Origin of the sequence: Mesorhizobium australicum WSM2073 (assembly GCF_000230995.2) — a bacterium.
Taxonomy (GTDB): Bacteria; Pseudomonadota; Alphaproteobacteria; order Rhizobiales; family Rhizobiaceae; genus Mesorhizobium; species Mesorhizobium australicum.
This window is the reverse complement of sequence record NC_019973.1, coordinates 5,259,907-5,277,647: the sequence shown is the minus strand read 5'-3', so window position 1 is coordinate 5,277,647 and position 17,741 is coordinate 5,259,907. Positions and strand designations below refer to the sequence as shown.

Sequence of the window (17,741 nt, the reverse complement as noted above, 5' to 3'; positions counted from 1 at the left end):
TGCGCGCGGCAGTGCGACCATCGCGACGCCCGCGGGTTTCCCGCCAGGAATCCACTGCGCGCAAACGCCGTTCCAGCAGATGTCTGTTGACAGCACCAAGAGGCCAATTACTGTCACTGCCAGTGAAATTTGTTTCGCTGGGGAAATCAAAAAAAGGAGGCCCGGAATGAACACTCGCGTTGCCGTCATCGGAGCCGGACCGTCCGGTCTGGCCCAACTCAGGGCTTTCAAGTCGGCGGCCGACAAGGGCGCCGAGATTCCCGAGATCGTCTGCTTCGAAAAGCAGTCCGACTGGGGTGGCCTGTGGAACTACACCTGGCGTACCGGCCTCGACGAACATGGCGATCCCGTGCACGGCTCGATGTACCGCTATCTCTGGTCGAACGGGCCGAAGGAATGCCTGGAATTCGCCGACTACACATTCGAGGAGCATTTCGGCCGGCCGATCGGCTCCTACCCGCCCCGTGCGGTGTTGTGGGACTACATCAAGGGCCGCGTCGAGAAGTCGGGCCTGCGCAAATGGGTGCGCTTCAACAGCCCGGTGCGCATGGTCACCTTTTCGGACGAGACGAAGAAATTCACCGTCACCGCGCATGACCGCAGCAACGACGTGACCTATTCGGAAGAGTTCGACAATGTCGTCGTCGCTTCCGGGCATTTTTCTGTGCCCAACGTGCCCTATTTCGAGGGCTTCTCGACCTTCAACGGCCGCATCCTGCACAGCCACGATTTCCGCGACGCCATGGAGTTCAAGGGCAAGGACATCCTGATCATCGGCCGCTCCTATTCGGCCGAGGACATCGGTTCGCAGTGCTACAAATATGGCGCCAAGTCGATCACCTCCAGCTATCGTTCCAAACCGATGGGTTTCAAATGGCCCGAGAATTGGAAGGAAGTGCCGCTGCTGCAAAAGGTCGTCGGCAAGACGGCGCATTTCAAGGACGGCACGACCAAGGATGTCGACGCCATCATCCTGTGCACCGGCTATCTCCATTCCTTCCCGTTCCTGACCGACGATCTCAAGCTCAAGACCGCCAACCGCATGTGGCCGTTGGACCTCTACGAGGGCGTTGTCTGGGAGAAGAACCCGAAGCTGTCCTATATCGGCATGCAGGACCAGTTCTACACCTTCAACATGTTCGACGCGCAGGCCTGGTTCGCGCGCGACGTCATCATGGGCCGCATCAGGCTGCCGTCGGCCGAGGCGATGGCAGCGCATGGCGCCAAATGGCGCGCCCGCGAGGAGACGCTGGAGGACGCCGAGCAGATGATCTGGTTCCAGGGCGACTACACCAAGGAATTGATGGACCAGACCGACTATCCCGGCTTCGACGTCGAGGCGGTCAACCAGACCTTCATGGAGTGGGAGCACCACAAGGCCGAAGACATTATGAGCTTCCGCGATCATTCCTATCGCTCGCTGATGACCGGCACCATGGCGCCGCTGCACCATACGCCCTGGCTGCAGGCGCTGGACGATTCGATGGAGAGCTATCTCGAGGTGAAAGGAGTGGCGGCCGAGTAGGCCGCCGCCGCTATCCAAGCCTTGCCCGCGCCTTGGCCGTCCAGGCATTGAACAGCCGGTCGGCGACGATGCCGATGAAGGCGATGGCGAGGCCGGCGACGATGCCGCGGCCGGAATCGGCTTTCGACAGCGCGATGAACACTTCCTGGCCGAGATCGCGCGTGCCGACCATGGCGCAGATGATTATCATCGCCAACGCCATCAGGATGGTCTGGTTCACGCCGAGCATGATCTCCGGCAGCGCCAACGGCAGTTGCACGCGGAAAAATGTCTGGCGCGGGGTGCAGCCCGACACTTTCGCTGCCTCGATCAGTGCCGGCGGCACCTGCCTTATGCCGTGATTGGTGTAACGGATCGCCGGCACCACGGCGAAGGCTATCGTTGCAATCATCGCCGTCACGTCGCCGACCCTGAACAGCATCACGACCGGGATGATGAAACAGAAGGACGGCAGCACCTGCAGGGTGTCGATGACGGGTGTGACGATCTTTTCGAAACGGTCGCTACGGGCAGCCATCAGGCCGATGGGAATGCCGATCAGGCAGGCGATGAAGGCGGAGATGCCGCAGAGATAGACCGTCGCCATGGTCTTTTCCCACAGGCCGGTGACCGCGCAGAAAGCGGTCAGCATTGCCACCAGGACGGCCAGCCGCGGGCCGGAAAGCTGGTAGCCGGCAAGGCCGAGCAGGAACACCGCGCCCAGCCAGGGGAAGCCTTCGCAGAAGGCGCGCAGCGGATTGAGCACATTGAGGATCAGCGCCACGCGGAAGGCTTCGATGAGATCGAAGAAGTTGATCGTCACCCAGTTCACCGCCGCTTTCCACAGTGGCGCGGTGGTGAAGGTGATCGCCTTGGGCACGGCCGCGAAGGCGGGTATGAACAGGCCGAGCAGAGTGGTGACGGCAAGAATCGCAATGGCGAGCGTCAGATTGGGGTAGCGGCGCCAGAACCCCGGGTTCGCGGACTGGTGGACATTGCCCTTCGCCTGCTTATGGGCGATGGCCTGGCTCAGCCGGTCGAGCGCGATGGCCAGCGCGACGATGGCAAGGCCGGCTTCCATCGCCTCGCCGACCTTGAGCGCGCGAAGCGCCAAAAGCACGTCGTAGCCCAGGCCGCCGGCGCCGATCATCGAAGCGATGATCACCATGTTGAGTGCCAGCATGATCACCTGGTTGACGCCGACCATCAGCGTCGGCCGTGCCGACGGCAGCAGCACGCGCCACAATTTCTGCCGCGCCGTGCAGCCTGCCATCTCGCTGAAATCGTCGATCTCGGACGGCACCCGGGACAGACCCAGCATCGTTGCTCGCACCATCGGCGGCGTGGCGAAGATGGCGGTGGCGATCATCGCCGAGACCGGGCTGTTGCCGAACAGCAGCAGCATCGGGATGAGATAGGCGAAGGTCGGGATCGTCTGCATCAGGTCAAGTGCTGGGGAGACCACAAGCCGCTCGGCCCACGGGGTGCGCCAGGCCCAGATGCCGGCGAATAGCCCGGTGAGAATACAGAACGGCACCGCGATCGAGATCAGCGCCAGGGTCAGCATGGCACTGGTCCATTGGCCGAACAGCGCGATGTAGAGGAAACATCCGCCAACCAGCAGGCTGAGCTTCCTGCCTCCCGCCGCATGGCCGGCGAGGAAGGCGACGGCGCAGACGCCAACCCAGGACAAACGCGGCAGCACGAAAGCGTCGGCGCCATGGCCGAACTTGAAATTCTTGGCCAAGAGATTGAGCGCGAAGTCGAGCGGCACGCCGAGCACCGCGGTGACCGAGCGCGTCAGCCAGGACAGGTTCGGCTTGATCCAGCCCATCAGCGCGCTGACCCAGTCGGCGACGGGGACGACCCGCTCGACCGGGTAGTTGACGGCCCATGGCAGCCTATCCTGCAGCAGGAACATCACCAGCACGGCGGCAAGCGCCAGCACCCAGGTCACCAGCCACCGTTGGATCGGCGGCCTTGTCCGGCTGGCGTTTGCCGTTACCGTCATGCGCCGGCTCGCTCGATGCCAGCCAGAAGATCGATCACCGCTTGCGGCGTCACTTCGCCGATTGGGATGCCGGTGCCGTTGATCACGGCGAAGGGTTTGCCGGCGGCAACGATGCTGGCCGAAAAACTCGATATCTTGGCCTCGGGCGCCACCGTGCCGCCGTGCTCGGCGCCATCGCAGCTACGCATCAGGCTGCGCGCCGAGATCACCTTGGCGCGGTCGACGTCGCGGGTGAACTCGGCGACATAGTCGGTCGCCGGATTGACCACCAGTTCCTCCGGCGTGCCGATCTGGATGACTTGGCCGTCCTTCATGATGGCGATGCGGTCGGCCAGCCTGATGGCCTCGTCGAAATCATGGGTGATGAAGACAATGGTCTTGTGCAGCATGGTCTGCAGCCGCATCAGCTCGTCCTGCATCTCGCGGCGGATCAGCGGATCGAGCGCCGAGAACGGCTCGTCGAGAAACCAGATCTCCGGCTTGGTGGCGAGGCTGCGGGCGATGCCGACACGCTGCTGCTGGCCGCCCGACAGTTCGCGCGGATAGAAATGCTCGCGGCCGCGCAGACCGACGAGTTCGATGACTTCCCGGGCGCGCGCCTCGCGTCTCGTCCGATCCTGTCCCTGGATACTCAGAGGAAAGGCGATGTTGTCGAGCACGTTGAGATGCGGCAACAGCGCGAAATTCTGGAACACCATGCCCATGCGATGGCGCCTGAGCTCGATCAGGGCGGCATCGGAAATCTTGAGCAGGTCCTTGCCTTCGAATTCGACCTTGCCATGTGTCGGCTCGACCAGCCGCGACATGCAGCGCACCAGCGTCGACTTGCCGGAGCCGGACAGGCCCATGATGATGAAGATCTCGCCCTGGCGGATTTCGAGGTCGACGGCGCGCACCGCCCCGACAAGGCCTGCCGCCGAAACCTCCGCCATGCTGGCCTTGCCGTCACGCTCGCGGATGAAATTGGCGGCGTTCGAGCCGAACAGTTTCCAGACGTTGCGGCAAGCAAGTTTTATCGGGCGGGCATCCGTCGCGTCGGATGCCTGTTCAATCGCTTCCGTCATTCAGTCGCCCTTCTGGAACATCAGGAATTGAGGCCCGGCCGGTCAACAGCCGGGCCTCCCTTTCCAGTCGGAGGTCACTGCGCCCAGGCTTTCCAGTCTGCCTCGTGAGCGGCGATCCAGGCGGCTGCGACGTCTTCCGGCGTCTTGCCGTCAAGATCGATCTCGCCGCTCATCTTGTTCAACTCGTCGGTGTCGATCGTGTAGGCCTTGGCCACTTTGTAGGCGACCGGCCATTTGTCTTTCATGCCGTTCCAGGAGTACTTCCAGATCTCGCCATGCGGCTTGCCGCAGTCGTATTTGGCGTCCGGGTTCACGCCCCATTTCGGGTCGGTGTAGCATTCGGGCGTGTATTCGGGGAATTGCACCCATTCGCCCTTGTATTTTGCAGGCGCCCAATGCGGCGAATAGATCCACAGCATGATCGGCGCCTTGCGCTGATAGGCGGAATCCAACTCGGCGAACATCGCGGCATCAGTGCCGGCATGGATCACGGTGAAGGGCAGCTTCAGCGCCGCGACACGCTCGTCGTCAAACCCTTCCCAGGTCACTGGGCCGCCGAGATAGCGCCCCTTTGGCGCCGTCTCGGCGGTCGAGAACGATGCCGCGCAAGTGGCGTCGAGCAGAGCGTGCCAGTCCGGCAAGGTCGGACATTTCTCCTTCATGTATTCGGGAAACCACCACTCCTCCTTGGCCTTCGGGCCGAGCTTGCCGAGCCTTTCGGTCTGGCCCGTGGCGTCGGAGGCCTTCATCGCTTCGCCTGCCGTCGTATCCCAGAATTCCAGGCCGACATCGATATCGCCATTGGTGAGGCCGGTTGTCAGGCTGGAGAGATAGTCGGCGGTCGGGTATTCGACGGTATAGCCGAGCTTTTCCAGGATGCCGCCGAGGATCTTGGCGTTGAGATTGACGCTGGTCCAGTCGAACAGCGCGATCTTGATCGGGTCGTTGGATTCCGGCGCCGCTGCCTGCGCTGTCGGCGTCAGGACACTTGCCGCGGCAAGTGCAAAAGCTCCCACTGAGAATTTCGATATCACACTGCGGAATGGCATTGCTTGGTTCTCCTTCAAGCTGTGACGGTTATTGGTCGTTCCCTTGTTGCGTCTTTTCTTGATTGTGTTGGAAAGGCAGGCTGTTGTGCAAGACCGTTCTCGCCATGTCGGGGCCAAGCTGGCACAGGCGCGATGATGCTCGATTTCGGTGATGACGGACGCTGCCGAGACAGCCAGTCTCATGGCCGATCGATCGCCGCGATAGCGATCGTCGGCGGATCAATTGTCAGTCCTGCGGCGCCCTGCAAGATGCGAGCCATCAAGGTCCCATGATCCCGAGCATTTCCAGCGGAATTGCTCTCGGCTATCGCCTGGCAAGCCCCTTCTCGCCAGCGCGGTTTCACAGGATGAAAATATATATACCAACGTTCATGCCGCGCAACGACTAACGCCGCGAAGAAGCAGAATTCCAGACTGCAGGCGTAGCCGGCGGGACACGGGTCGCATGGCCTGTTTACCAGCAGACGTAGCCGCCATCGACGATCAGGTCGAGGCCGGTGACGAAGCTCGACGCGCGGCTGGCCAGGAAAACCGTCGGCCCGACCATTTCCTCCGGCGCCGCCATGCGTCCCATCGGCGTGTCGCGTTTGAAGATCTTCACCTCTTCGGCCACCTCCGGCCGTTTGTTCATCGGCGTCAGCGTGTAGCCCGGGCTGACGACGTTGACGCGCAGGCCGCGGTCGGCCCACTCCATGGCCAGGCTCTTCGACATGTGGATGACGGCGGCCTTCGAGGAATTGTAATGCGCCTGCGTCAGTCCGCGATTGACGATGGTGCCCGACATCGAGGCGATGTTGATAATCGAGCCCTTGCCCCGCGCCAGCATCTTGCGCGCTTCTGCCTGGCAGGACAGGAACACGCCGGCGACATTGACCTCGTGCACCTTCCGCCATGTTTCCAGCGCCAGTGTCTCCGCCGGTTCGGAGCCGGCAATGCCGGCATTGTTGACGGCGACCGCCAACGGACCGAGTTCGGCTTCGACGCGATCGATGGCCCTGGCCAGGTCGCTCTCCGACGTCACCGTGCCCGTCAGCACCAGCGCCCTGCGGCCGAGTGCCGTGACCCGGTGAGCGGTTTCGTCCAGCCCGCCCTTCGACGCATGGCCAAAACAAGCGACATCGGCGCCTGCCTCGGCCAGTCCGATCGCGATTGCCTGGCCAATGCCGCTGCCAGCGCCGGTGACCATCGCAACGTCGCCGTCCAGTTTGAAAAGATCCATCTATAGCCCTCCTCCTCAAGGAGGGTATGCGCTGACCTATATCTCGATCAAGCCTTCAGCGGGCTGCGGCATGCCTAGAAATATCCGTCGGACGCGGCCGTGGCTTCCTTTGAGATCTCGACCCCATCGACCAGGATCTTGTCGACCAGTTCGTGGTGGAAGCAGACCAGTCCCTTGATGCGTTCTGCCTCATGCACCGGCTCCGGATAGTACCAGACCATGTTCTCGTGCCGTTTCTTGGGCGTGGTCACGTGATAATAGTTGGAAATGCCCTTGTAAGGGCAGCGTGAGATGTAACGGCTGGGCGCGAACATATCGAGCCGCGTGTCGGAGATCGGCAGATAGTGGCGCACCGGGTGGCCGGTTTCGAACAGGAACACGCCGCGCCGTGAATCGGCGACCTGCTCGCCATCGAGGATGACCTGGACGCGCCGCGACGACGGCAGGCAGTCGACGCGGCGGAACGGGTCGCGAGCGTGCACGAAGATCTCCTCGTCTTCCTCGAACCAGTGGCCCATCTTGCTCCACACGAACGACATGTAGCCCGCGATCGGCGGACAACCCTTGACCGGATCGAGATAGCGCCATGCACCGTCTTCGACCAAGGTGATGCCTGTATTGAGCGAGTAGTGCGTGGCAACGCCCTTGTACGGATCTTCCGTCGTCGTCTTTGAGGGCAGCAGGAACTCCTCGCGCACGTCCTCGATCGGGAAATAGTAGACCGGCAGATGATCGGATTCGTACAACACCAATGCCTTGGTGGTGTCGGCAACGGTCATCGAGCCGACCTGGACCCGCAGCCGCTTCAGCGACGGCATGGTGAAGGCGACATAGCCGGGCTCGAACTCGTACTGCTCGATAGTGTCGAGCACGGGGAAATGCGGTCCGCGACCGCGCAGATGAGGCTTGCGAATGGTAGTCTCCTGTTTCTGTCTGTCGTCGGCGCGTGGTTAGGACGATATGAGGCTGGGCCGACGGCCGGCGAGGGCTTCCGGACGGTGGGCGTTTGCCGGTGTCGAACCGTTGGAGCGATGGCCCCCATCGTTCGTCGCGGGCCTGTTGCCGGATAGCCTCACCGCCCGAAACACGGAGCCGCCCAATATTGCTTCTGCCTGCCGAGCATGATCTTGGCAGCATCTACCCCAGCGACACCCGATCGAGCAGCAGCCCGGCGGCGATCGGCGGCAAGCCGCTGACATTCTTGCGCACCGGCACCAGGAGATCGGGGAAGTAGCTGAAGATGATGGGTGTCTCGTCGAGCAGCAGTTTCTGGATGTCGGAGGCTGCCGCGCGCTGCGCGCCGATATCGAGCGCCTTGAGATAGCTCGTGACCATGCCGTCATAGGCAGGGCTCTTGAAATGCGCCGCGTTCCAGGGGCCGTCGCTGACCAGCGGGCTCTTGAGGAACACATTCGGCACGCTGCGATGAGCGTAGTCGGTGATGCCGAGCGGCCTGTCCAGCCAGTCCGATTGGCCGAATACGGCCTTGCCGTAATATTTGTCCTGGTCTTCGATGTTGAGCGAGATGCGGGCGCCGATCTCCTTGGCGAAATTCTGGAACAGCTGCGCGTAGCCGGGAATATCGGAGTAGCGCAACGTCGTCAGTGTGATGTCGAAACCATCGGCAAGCCCCGCCGCCTCCATGAGTTGCTTGGCCTTGGCGATATCCTGCGTGCGTTGCGGCACCGACTTGTCGGTGGCCGGGAAGGCCGGCGCGAACGGGCTGTCATTGCCGGTCGCCGCCATGCCGCGGCACAGTCCGTCGACCAGCTTGGACCGATCGATGCTGAGCGCCAGCGCCTGGCGCACGCGCTTGTCGGTGAAGGGCGCCATGTCGCAGCGCATGTGCAACTGGCGATGCGCGGTCGAGGGGACGCGCAGCACCATGATGTCGGGGCTGTTCAGCACCACCTGGCTGACATCGAGCGGAACCGCGTCGAGAATGTCGACCTCGCCGGCCTGCAGCGCCAGGATGCGCGGCTGCACGTCGCCGTAGAACTTGAATTCGAGCCGGTCGGGCAATGCCTTCTCGCCCCAATAGTCGGGATTGCGCACGAAGGTCGCGCCGACCTTCGGCGTATAGGTCTCCATCCGGAACGGCCCGGTACCCTCAAAAGTCTTTTCGTAATCGCCCTTGTAGCTCGCCGGCAGGATGACGGCGTTGTAATTGTCGATCGACACCGAATAGGGAAAGCTGCCGTTCGGCGCATCGAGATGGAAGGCGACGGTGTGATCGTCGACCTTCCGGGTTCCACCCTTCGACAACAGGCCCTTGAACACCGACAGCGCGTTGGAGGCGCCGTTGGGATCGGCCAGCCGGTCGAACGTTGCGACGACGTCGTCGGCTTTGAATTCCTCACCATTGTGGAATTTTACGCCCTTGCGCAGCTTGAAGGTCCAGACGCTGCCGTCCGCATTGGGCGACCAGCTTTCCGCCAGAACCGGCTTCAAGGTCAGATCCGGCTGGGTGATGCAAAGGAATTCGGCGGTCTGGAAAACCAGCTGATAGCTGCCACTGTCATAGAAGGTGACGGGATCGATGGCCCCGCCGGGCGTGGCCACGCCGGCACGCACCGTTCCGCCCGGCTTGCCCTCGGCGCGGGCCTTCCGCGTGCCGAAACCGGCCGCTCCCAAAATGCCGCCAAGCAACGGCAGCGACAGGCCAAGCATGCTGCCGTGGCGGAGAAAATTACGCCGGTCGAGCCTGCCTGCCAGCAACTCGTCGACAGCGGAATTTTCGATTTCCGTGAGGCTTTTGCGGGCGGCGTCGATCGTCATGAAATGCCTTGGCATGGCTGCATTCCTCGTTGCCCTCGGGAGAGTGGCCATTTAGGTCATTGTTGACCGCGACCGGAAAGCGATATTTTTTGATGGGGCCCATCGAAATTTTCGATGCTGGAGTGATGGCATGGATACCGAAAACCTGCGCAGCTTCCTGGAGGTCGCCGAGCATGGCAGTTTCACCGTCGCGGCCAGCCGGCTCAATCTCGCGCAGTCAACGGTCAGCGCCCGGATAAGGGGGCTGGAGGAGCAGTTGGGGCGCCGGCTTTTCGTAAGGGATCGCGACGGCGTCACGCTAACGCCGGCTGGCCGGCAGTTCCTGCCGCATGCCTCCTCCATCACCCGCACTTGGGAGCAATCGCGGCAGGACATCGCCGTTCCCGACGGTTACGAGTCGCTGTTGCGCTTCACCGCGCCCGCCTATCTTTGGGATCGCGTCACCTCGCCATGGATCGCGTGGATGCGGGCCCAGCGGCCGAACGTGGCGCTGCGGCTCGAAGGAAGCTTTCCCGACCTGGCGATCGACCAATTGGCCGAAGGACTGCTCGACATCTGCATTCTCTATCTGCCGCGGCCGCATCCCGGCATCGTCTACGAGACGCTGGCCGTCGATCAGGTCGTGCTTGTCCAGCATTCCGCACAGCCAGGACCGTGGACGCAAAACTACATCCTGATGGATTGGGGGCTCGAATTCCGCATCGAGCACGACCGTGCCTTCGCTGGGATGGTGCAGCCGGCAATCTCGGCCGGGCTGGTCTTCATCGGCCTGCAGCACGTGCTGTCGCAAAAAGCCGCGGCCTATCTGCCGCTCAGTGCCGTCAGCGGCTACATCGAGAACGGTGAGATGAAACGCATCGAGGATGCGCCTGTGTTTCAGCGGCCGATCTATCTCGCCTATCCCAGCAATCCCGCATCTTCGGATGTGCTCGACGTCGCGTTGACCGGATTGCGGACGCTGACAAGGGACTGGACCGGTGATCAGGGCTTTGCCGAGGGGGACCGCTCCTTCAGCATGACCGGCCAGGCGTGATCGATGCGGGCCGCTTACGCCGGCAGGGCTGCGACCGCCGCCGGTTTCTGCAGCCGCCTCAACTCGGCATAGGGAATGTGGCAACGGATCGAATGCCCCGGCTGGGCCTCGGCGAGCGGCGGCTCCTGCTGTTCGCAGATCGGCCCGATCTTGCGTGGGCAGCGCGTGTGGAAGACGCAGCCCGATGGCGGGTTGGTGGCGCTGGGGATTTCGCCATCGAGCCGGATGCGTGCCGTCTCGGCCTGATCGAGCTTGGGCACGGCCGATAGCAGCGCCTCGGTGTAGGGGTGATGCGGTCCGGAAAAAACGTCCTCCGATGGCCCGATCTCCATGATGCGGCCGAGATAGAGCACGGCGATCTTGTCGGAGAGATAACGCACCACGCCAAGGTCATGCGAAATAAAGATGTAGCTGACGTCTTCCTTGGCCTGCAGGTCGGCGAGCAGGTTGAGGATCGCCGCCTGGACGGAAACGTCGAGCGCCGAGGTCGGCTCGTCGCAGACGACGATACGCGGATCGCCGGCGAAGGCACGCGCAATGGCGACGCGCTGCTTCAGCCCGCCCGAAAGCTGGCGCGGCTTGACCGCCAGATGCCGGTCGGTGAGCCGCACCGAGCGGACGAGATCGTTGAGGCGTGCCTCCAGTGCGGCACCCCTCAAGCCCGCCAGCCGCTTCAGCGCACGGCCGATCAGATGGCGGATCGAATGCGAGCGGTTGAGGGCGGAGTCCGGGTTTTGGAAGACGATCTGCATCGCCTTGACCTGGTCGTCGCCGCGGTTCTCCAGCTTCGGCGCCAGCGCCCTGCCCTCGAGCTCGATGGTGCCGCCCTCATCGGGAGGCACCAGCCCGAGCAGCAGCCTGGCGAAGGTGGTCTTGCCCGAGCCGGATTCGCCGACCAGCCCGAGCGTCTCGCCGGGCCTGAGATCGAGCGAAACGTCCTTGACGGCGCGCAGTGCATGGCCGTGGCTGGCGTAGGTCTTGTTCAGCCCGGCGACGCGCAGCACCGGCGCCGTCGTGGGTTTCGGTGCGGGCACAACGTTGGCGGGCGTGGTACGTGGCAGGGCCTGCGCCTGGTCGTGGTAGTGGCAGCGCGACAGCCGCCTCCCGCGCTCGTCGGTCAGATCATAGAGCGGCGGCAATTCGGTGCGGCAGCGGTCGGTGGCCAGCGCGCAGCGGTCGGCGAAGGCGCAACCCTTGATGTCAGCGCCGATGCCGGGCAGGAAGCCAGGGATGGTGTCGAGCCGGCCCTGGTCCTTGCGCTGGCCGCCGCGCGGCAGGCAACGCAGCAGCGCCACCGTGTAGGGGTGGCGCGGATCGTTGAAGACGACATCGGTCGGTCCTTCCTCGACCAGCATGCCGGCATAGAGCACGCCGACCCGGTCGCACATGTTGGAGACGACGGCGAGATTGTGGCTGATGAACAGGATCGACGCCGACAGTTCCTGCCTGAGCTGCGCGATGAGGTCGAGCACCTCGGCCTCGACCGTCGCGTCGAGGCCGGTAGTCGGCTCGTCGAGGATCAGCATCGAGGGATCGTTGGCCAGCGCCATGGCGATCGCCACGCGCTGCTGCATGCCGCCCGACAGCTGGTGCGGATAGCGCTGCATGACGCTTGGCGGATCGGAGATGCGCACGCGGTTCAGCATGGCGATGGCGCGATCGGTGGCAGCTTGGCCCGTGATGCCGCCAAGCTCGAAAATTTCGGTCAATTGCCGGCCGATGCGGATCGACGGGTTCAGCGCCTTTCCCGGGTCCTGATAGACCATGGAGACGCTTTCGGCGCGCGCGCGCCGAAGCGCCTCCGCGTCGAGCTTCATCACGTCCTGGCCGTCGAGTGAGATGGCGCCACCCGATATCGAGCCGTTGCGCGGGAGGTAGCGCACCACCGTGAGGGCTACCGTCGACTTGCCGCAGCCGGATTCGCCGACCAGCCCATAGGCCTCGCCCTGGCCGATGGTGAGGCTGAGATCGCGCAGCACCGCGCGATTGCGGCCGGCGACCCGGTAGGCGACCGACAGGTCCTTGATATCGAGCGCGTCCTTTGCCTTCCCTGTCGTTGTATTGGCGGGTTCAGTCATTGAAGGCCCCATGCACGCCGTCGGCGGCCAGGTTGACGCCGATCACCAGCGAGGCGATGGCGAGCGCGTCGAACAGCACCGTCCACCAGAAGCCGCCGCCGATCATGCCGTAATTGCTGGAGATGGAGAGCCCCCAGTCGGGTGACGGCGGCTGGATGCCAAAACCCATGAAGGAGAGGGTAGCGACCGCGAAGATGGCGTAGCCCAACCGCACCGTGGTCTCGACCAGGATCGGCGGGATGACGTTGGGCAGGATCTCGACGAACATCGTATGCAGCGCGCTCTCATGCCTGAGCTGTGCGGCGGCGACATAGTCGAGCTCGCGCTCGGCCAGCACCGCCGAACGCACGGTGCGCGCGATGATCGGCGCGAAGCTCAGCCCGATGACGATGATGACGGTGGTCTTGGACGTGCCCAGCGCGACGATGGCAAGCAGCGCCACGATCACCACGGGGATCGCCATGAAGGCTTCAAGGATGCGGCTGACGACATCGTCGACGATGCCGCGGAAATAGCCGGTGAGCAGGCCGAGCGCGGTGCCGGCGACCGTCGCCAGCAAGGTCGCCAGGGGCGCGACGGTGAGGATATCGCGCGAACCGACGATGACGCGCGAGAAGACGTCGCGGCCGATCTGGTCGGTGCCGAACCAGTGTTCGGCCGAAGGCGGCGCCAGCGCGTTGATGATGTCGTCGGCAAGCGGATCGTAGGGCGCGAAATGTTCGCCAAACAGCGCGCAGGCAACCCAGAACAGCACGATGGCGATGCCGACAAGGAACGTTCGCGAGCGCAGCAGGGAGAAAAAGACTTCGGCCAGCGGGCCGCGGCGCCGCATGTCGTCCTGTGCGGGGGAGGGGGCCTGCACGGCGCTCATTGGTCTGACCCCAGGCGGATGCGCGGATTCAGCACGGAGTAGAGGAAGTCGGCGATCAATGTGGCCACCGCATAGACGATGCCGATGGTGAGGATGCCGGATTCCAGCATCGGAAAATCCTTGCCGCGCGCGGCGGTGAAGATCAGCGAGCCGATTCCCTGGTAACGGAACAGCGTCTCGATCACGACAAGGCCTCCGATGAGATAGCCGGTCTGGGTCGCGATGACGGTGATGGTCGGCAACAGCGCATTGCGCAGCACATGGCGCCAGATCACCGTGCGCCAGGGCAGGCCCTTGAGCACGGCGGTTCGCGTATAGTCGGAATCGAGCGCCTCGATCATGCCGGAACGCGCCATGCGCGCGATATAGCCGAACAGCACCAGGAACAGCGGCAGCGACGGGAGGATCAGGTAATAGAGCTGGGTGAAGAAGCCGGCATCCCTGGGCCACGCGGCCGAGATCGGCAGCCAGCGCAGCCACACGCCGAAGATCAGGATCAGGATGATGCCGGTGACGAATTCCGGCAGCACCGTCACCGACAGGCCGCCGAGGCTGATCATGCGGTCGAGCGGGCGATTGAGGTTGAGTGCGGCAATGACGCCGCCGAGGATGCCGATCGGCACCACCAGCACGAAGGCGACCGCCGCCAGCTTCATCGAATTGCCAAGCGCACCGATGACGAAGGGCGCCACCGGCGAGCGGAATATGTAGGACGTGCCCATGTCGCCCTGGACGAAGTTCGAGATCCAGCTCCAGTACTGGGTGAGCAGCGGGCGATCGACGCCGAGCGTGTGATTGAGCGCGTCGACCGCGCGTTGGTCGGCGAACGGGCCGAGGATCGCGCGCCCGACATTGCCAGGCAGGACCTGGCCGCCCAGGAACACCATGATGCTGAGCAGGAACAGCGTCACCAGCGACAGGGACACACGCCGCGCAAAAAAGGAGAGAATGGCTAAGACTCCTTGCAAAGCCAGCCCCCCGGGGGAGCTGGCTGTTAGAGGACTGGCTTTCCCTTTTCGCTTACGCCTTCGATGCCTTTTCGAGGAACAGCTGCGACATGGCTGTCGGTTGCACGCCGGCCACGCCCTTCGCCGTCGCCGTCAGGTAGTCATAGAAATAGCCGAAGATGACAGGCGTTTCCTCGAGCAGAAGCTTCTGGATCTTGCCGGCGTCAGCCTTCTGCGCCTCGAGGTCGAGCGCCGCGATATAGCTGGTCGCCAGCGCGTCGTAGTCCTTGTTCTTGAAGTGCGCGGCATTCCAGGTGCCGTCGCTCTTCAGGGGAGCGGCAAGATAAACATTCGGCACGCCGCGATGGCCATAGTCGGTGATGCCCATCACCGAATCCAGCCAGTTCGATTTGCCGAACACCGCGTCGCCATAATAGGCGCTCTGGTCGAGGATGTTGAGTTCGAGCTCGATGCCGATCTCCTTGACCCAGTTCTGGATGAGCTGGGCATATTCGGGGATTTCGAGATAGCGCTCGGTGGTCAGCGTGATCTTGAAGCCCTTGCCGGCACCGGCCGCTTCCATGAGCTGCTTGGCCTGCGCGATGTCCTGCTTGCGCTGCGGTATGCTCGTATCGGTCGAGGGGTAGACCGCGGCGAATGGGCTGTCATTGCCAAGCGCCGAGCGTCCCTTCATCAGGCCGGCGGCGAGCTTGTCGCGATCGAGGCAGAGCGCGATGGCGCGGCGCACGCGTGCATCCTTCAATGGGCCGTCGTCGCAGCGCAGATGCAGTTGCTGGTGAGCCGACGACTTCAGGCTGATGATTTCGAAGCCCGGATCGTTGAGCAGGGCCACGCCGGCCAGCACCGGCATCTGGTTGATGATGTCGACCTGCCCACCCTGCAGCGCCAGGATCATCGGCTGCACGTCGGTAAAGAAGGTGAACTCGGTACGGTCAGGCAGCGCCTTCGCTCCCCAGTAGTTCTCGTTGCGGACGAAGGAAGCGCCGACCTTCGGCGTGTATTTCTCCACCTTGAACGGGCCGGTGCCATCGAAGCTCTTCTCGTAGTCGCCCTTGTAGTCCGCCGGGATGATGACGGCGTTGTAATTGTCCGACGAGACCATGTAAGGAAAATTGCCGTTCGGCGCGTCGAGGTGGAATTCCACCGTGTAGTCGTCGACCTTCTTGCTGGCCCCCTTCGACAGGATACCGGTGAACACCGACAGCGCGTTGGATGAGTTTGCCGGATCGGCCAGGCGGTCGATGCTCGCCACCACGTCCTCGGCCTTCATTTCGCCGCCGCTGTGGAATTTCACGCCCTTGCGCAATTTGAAGGTCCAAACCGAGCCGTTGTCGTTCGGCTTCCAGCTCTCGGCCAACGCGGGCTGCAGCACCAGGTCGGGGCCGTCGACGCAGAGGAATTCCGCAACCTGCTGCATGATCAGCAGGCCGCCGGCGTCGGCGATCGTGACGGGATCGATGGCTGCCGCCGGCACGCTGCTGGCGACACGGATGGTGGCGCCGGGTGCGCCCTGGGCGCGCGCCAGCGACGGCATGCCGCCAAGGCCGGCAGCCGTGGTGATGCCTCCAAGCAGCGGCAGCGACAGGCCAAGCAGGCTGCCATGGCGGATGAAGTCGCGGCGGCTGACACGGCCGTCGACGAGGCCGTCGATCAGGTGATTTTCAAGCGGCGAGCGATTGCGCCGGATCAGGTCGAGAATGCGGTAGTTCTTGATCATGGGTTTAACCCTTCCCCTGTTTCTTATGGTTTGATGAATGCGTTTTTCAGTTGACGAAGTCCGTGGAGTTCTCCTGTCCCGGCCATCAACGATGTCAGTCGCACGGGACTGTAGCATGCGGTTTTTCCTGGTCCATCCGATCCTTGCGGCGCGGGGGTCAGATTTTCTTGAGCAATGCTTCCACCCGTCCGCTCCTGCCGTCGCCATCGATCGCGGCGGCGGACTCTTGTTCTTGAAATACGTCTCCTTTCCCGTGTCGTTCTCCTAGTTCAGCGGCAAACGGCGATATGTCCCGGGCTTGGCCGGGTCGTGATATTTGTTGCAAGGGCCGTTCTCGGCAAAGTCGCGATGGCACGCCGCGAGATTTTCCCGCGACAAGGTGACACCAAGACCGGGACCTTCCGGGACACGCACCGTATTGTTCCTGGGGCAAAACGGCCCCTCCTCGGTGATGTCCATAGGTTGCATACGAAACAGCGACTGGTTCGGCTCCCGGATCCAGCCGAGTGCTGCGCACAGATGCAGGTAGGCCGCGCTGCCGATGCCGCTGTCGCCGCTGTAGCACCAGAAATCGATGCCCGCGTGCTCGCAGGCGCCGACAAAGCGCAGCATCCGGCCGATGCCGCCATGCGCGGTCGGGTTGCCGACGAATGCATCCGGCACCTTGAGGTCCATGGCGCGCGCGATGTCGATATTGTGGGTCGAGAACGGGATCGAGCAATGGCGGCGCAGTTCGCGCATCTCCTCTGATGTCGCCACCGGATCCTCCCAGTTGCGCACGCCGAGCTCTTCCAGCGGCCGCGCAAGCCGCCGCGCCGTGCTGAGCGAGTAAGCCTGGTTCGAATCGATGCGGATCATCGCATCGTCGCCGAGTTTTTCGCGGATCAGCTCGACCATTCTCAGCGAGATCCTTGGGTCGTCGGTCGAGAATTTTCCTTCGAAGAAGGTCGTGCCGTGTGTCTCGTGCAGTTCCACGCAATAGTCGGCGACTTCTTCCGGCGTCGTCTCGCCCTTGACACCATCCCCATCGCCGCGCAGCGAGAAATAGTCGGTGAACGGGATGTCCTTGCGCACGGCCCCGCCGAGCAACTGATAGAGCGGCTGGTTCCAGGCCTTGCCGCGCAGGTCCCAAAGCGCCATCTCGATGGCGCCGAAGGCCGTGATGCGGGTGCGGTCGTTGATCGACTGCACGCCGGTCCAAAACGGCAGGCAGACATGTTCGGCGCCGGCAATGTCGAAGGCGTCGCGGCCGACCAGCCGCTGGGCAAGAACATCATTGATGATGGCGGCCGCTGCCGGCGTCGGTGCTTCGCCCAGCCCGACAAGGCCGTCCTCGGTCTCGACTTCGACGATAACAGGCGAAAAACCGTCGAGTTCGCCGAACACCCAGGCATAGGGCGCTTCGAGGCGAAGATTGATCGGCGTGGCCTTGATGCCGCGGATCTTCAT

Annotated in this window: 13 protein-coding genes; 2 read left to right on the top strand and 11 right to left on the bottom strand. The window is 63.3% G+C overall.

What is annotated here, in order from left to right:
• Positions 1–166 precede the first annotated feature (166 nt).
• Positions 167–1,525, top strand: a complete 1,359-nt coding sequence (locus tag MESAU_RS25445) for an NAD(P)-binding domain-containing protein (RefSeq protein ID WP_015318900.1) — start codon at positions 167–169, stop codon at positions 1,523–1,525.
• Between the two features lie 10 nt (positions 1,526–1,535).
• Here MESAU_RS25445 and MESAU_RS25440 read toward each other — a convergent pair whose 3' ends face one another.
• From MESAU_RS25440 to MESAU_RS25415, 6 genes are all read right to left on the bottom strand, one after another.
• Positions 1,536–3,515 carry an ABC transporter permease gene (locus MESAU_RS25440; protein WP_015318899.1) on the bottom strand — a complete coding sequence of 660 codons (1,980 nt, stop codon included), beginning with the start codon at positions 3,513–3,515 and terminating at the stop codon, positions 1,536–1,538.
• The gene (locus MESAU_RS25435; RefSeq protein WP_015318898.1) at positions 3,512–4,579 is read right to left on the bottom strand and encodes a quaternary amine ABC transporter ATP-binding protein; all 1,068 of its coding nucleotides are present in this window, start codon (positions 4,577–4,579) and stop codon (positions 3,512–3,514) included. Before MESAU_RS25435 ends, MESAU_RS25440 begins: the two co-directional genes overlap by 4 nt.
• Positions 4,580–4,653: 74 nt before the next feature.
• The gene (locus tag MESAU_RS25430) at positions 4,654–5,628 is read right to left on the bottom strand and encodes an ABC transporter substrate-binding protein (protein WP_015318897.1); all 975 of its coding nucleotides are present in this window, start codon (positions 5,626–5,628) and stop codon (positions 4,654–4,656) included.
• Between the two features lie 454 nt (positions 5,629–6,082).
• A complete protein-coding gene (locus MESAU_RS25425; protein WP_015318896.1) occupies positions 6,083–6,847 on the bottom strand; it encodes an SDR family oxidoreductase in 765 nt (254 codons plus the stop codon).
• Between the two features lie 74 nt (positions 6,848–6,921).
• Positions 6,922–7,719 (bottom strand): DUF427 domain-containing protein, encoded by a 798-nt coding sequence (locus tag MESAU_RS25420; protein WP_015318895.1) that lies wholly within the window; start codon positions 7,717–7,719, stop codon positions 6,922–6,924.
• 265 nt (positions 7,720–7,984) lie between these two features.
• The gene (locus tag MESAU_RS25415) at positions 7,985–9,640 is read right to left on the bottom strand and encodes an ABC transporter substrate-binding protein (RefSeq protein ID WP_015318894.1); all 1,656 of its coding nucleotides are present in this window, start codon (positions 9,638–9,640) and stop codon (positions 7,985–7,987) included.
• A 115-nt stretch (positions 9,641–9,755) separates the two neighbouring features.
• Here MESAU_RS25415 and MESAU_RS25410 point away from each other — a divergent pair, with 115 nt between their 5' ends.
• The gene (locus MESAU_RS25410; protein WP_015318893.1) at positions 9,756–10,658 is read left to right on the top strand and encodes a LysR family transcriptional regulator; all 903 of its coding nucleotides are present in this window, start codon (positions 9,756–9,758) and stop codon (positions 10,656–10,658) included.
• 14 nt (positions 10,659–10,672) lie between these two features.
• Here MESAU_RS25410 and MESAU_RS25405 read toward each other — a convergent pair whose 3' ends face one another.
• The 5 genes from MESAU_RS25405 to MESAU_RS25385 form a co-directional block, all read right to left on the bottom strand.
• On the bottom strand, positions 10,673–12,736 hold the full coding sequence (locus tag MESAU_RS25405) for a dipeptide ABC transporter ATP-binding protein (RefSeq protein WP_015318892.1): 2,064 nt from the start codon (positions 12,734–12,736) through the stop codon (positions 10,673–10,675).
• Positions 12,729–13,607 carry an ABC transporter permease gene (locus MESAU_RS25400; RefSeq protein WP_015318891.1) on the bottom strand — a complete coding sequence of 293 codons (879 nt, stop codon included), beginning with the start codon at positions 13,605–13,607 and terminating at the stop codon, positions 12,729–12,731. The genes MESAU_RS25405 and MESAU_RS25400 overlap by 8 nt, the downstream gene beginning before the upstream one ends.
• The gene (locus MESAU_RS25395; protein WP_083883283.1) at positions 13,604–14,557 is read right to left on the bottom strand and encodes an ABC transporter permease; all 954 of its coding nucleotides are present in this window, start codon (positions 14,555–14,557) and stop codon (positions 13,604–13,606) included. The genes MESAU_RS25400 and MESAU_RS25395 overlap by 4 nt, the downstream gene beginning before the upstream one ends.
• A 70-nt stretch (positions 14,558–14,627) precedes the next feature.
• Positions 14,628–16,292 carry an ABC transporter substrate-binding protein gene (locus tag MESAU_RS25390; protein WP_015318889.1) on the bottom strand — a complete coding sequence of 555 codons (1,665 nt, stop codon included), beginning with the start codon at positions 16,290–16,292 and terminating at the stop codon, positions 14,628–14,630.
• Positions 16,293–16,556: 264 nt separating this feature from the next.
• Complete coding sequence (locus MESAU_RS25385; RefSeq protein WP_015318887.1) at positions 16,557–17,741, bottom strand: mandelate racemase/muconate lactonizing enzyme family protein; 1,185 nt, start codon at positions 17,739–17,741, stop codon at positions 16,557–16,559.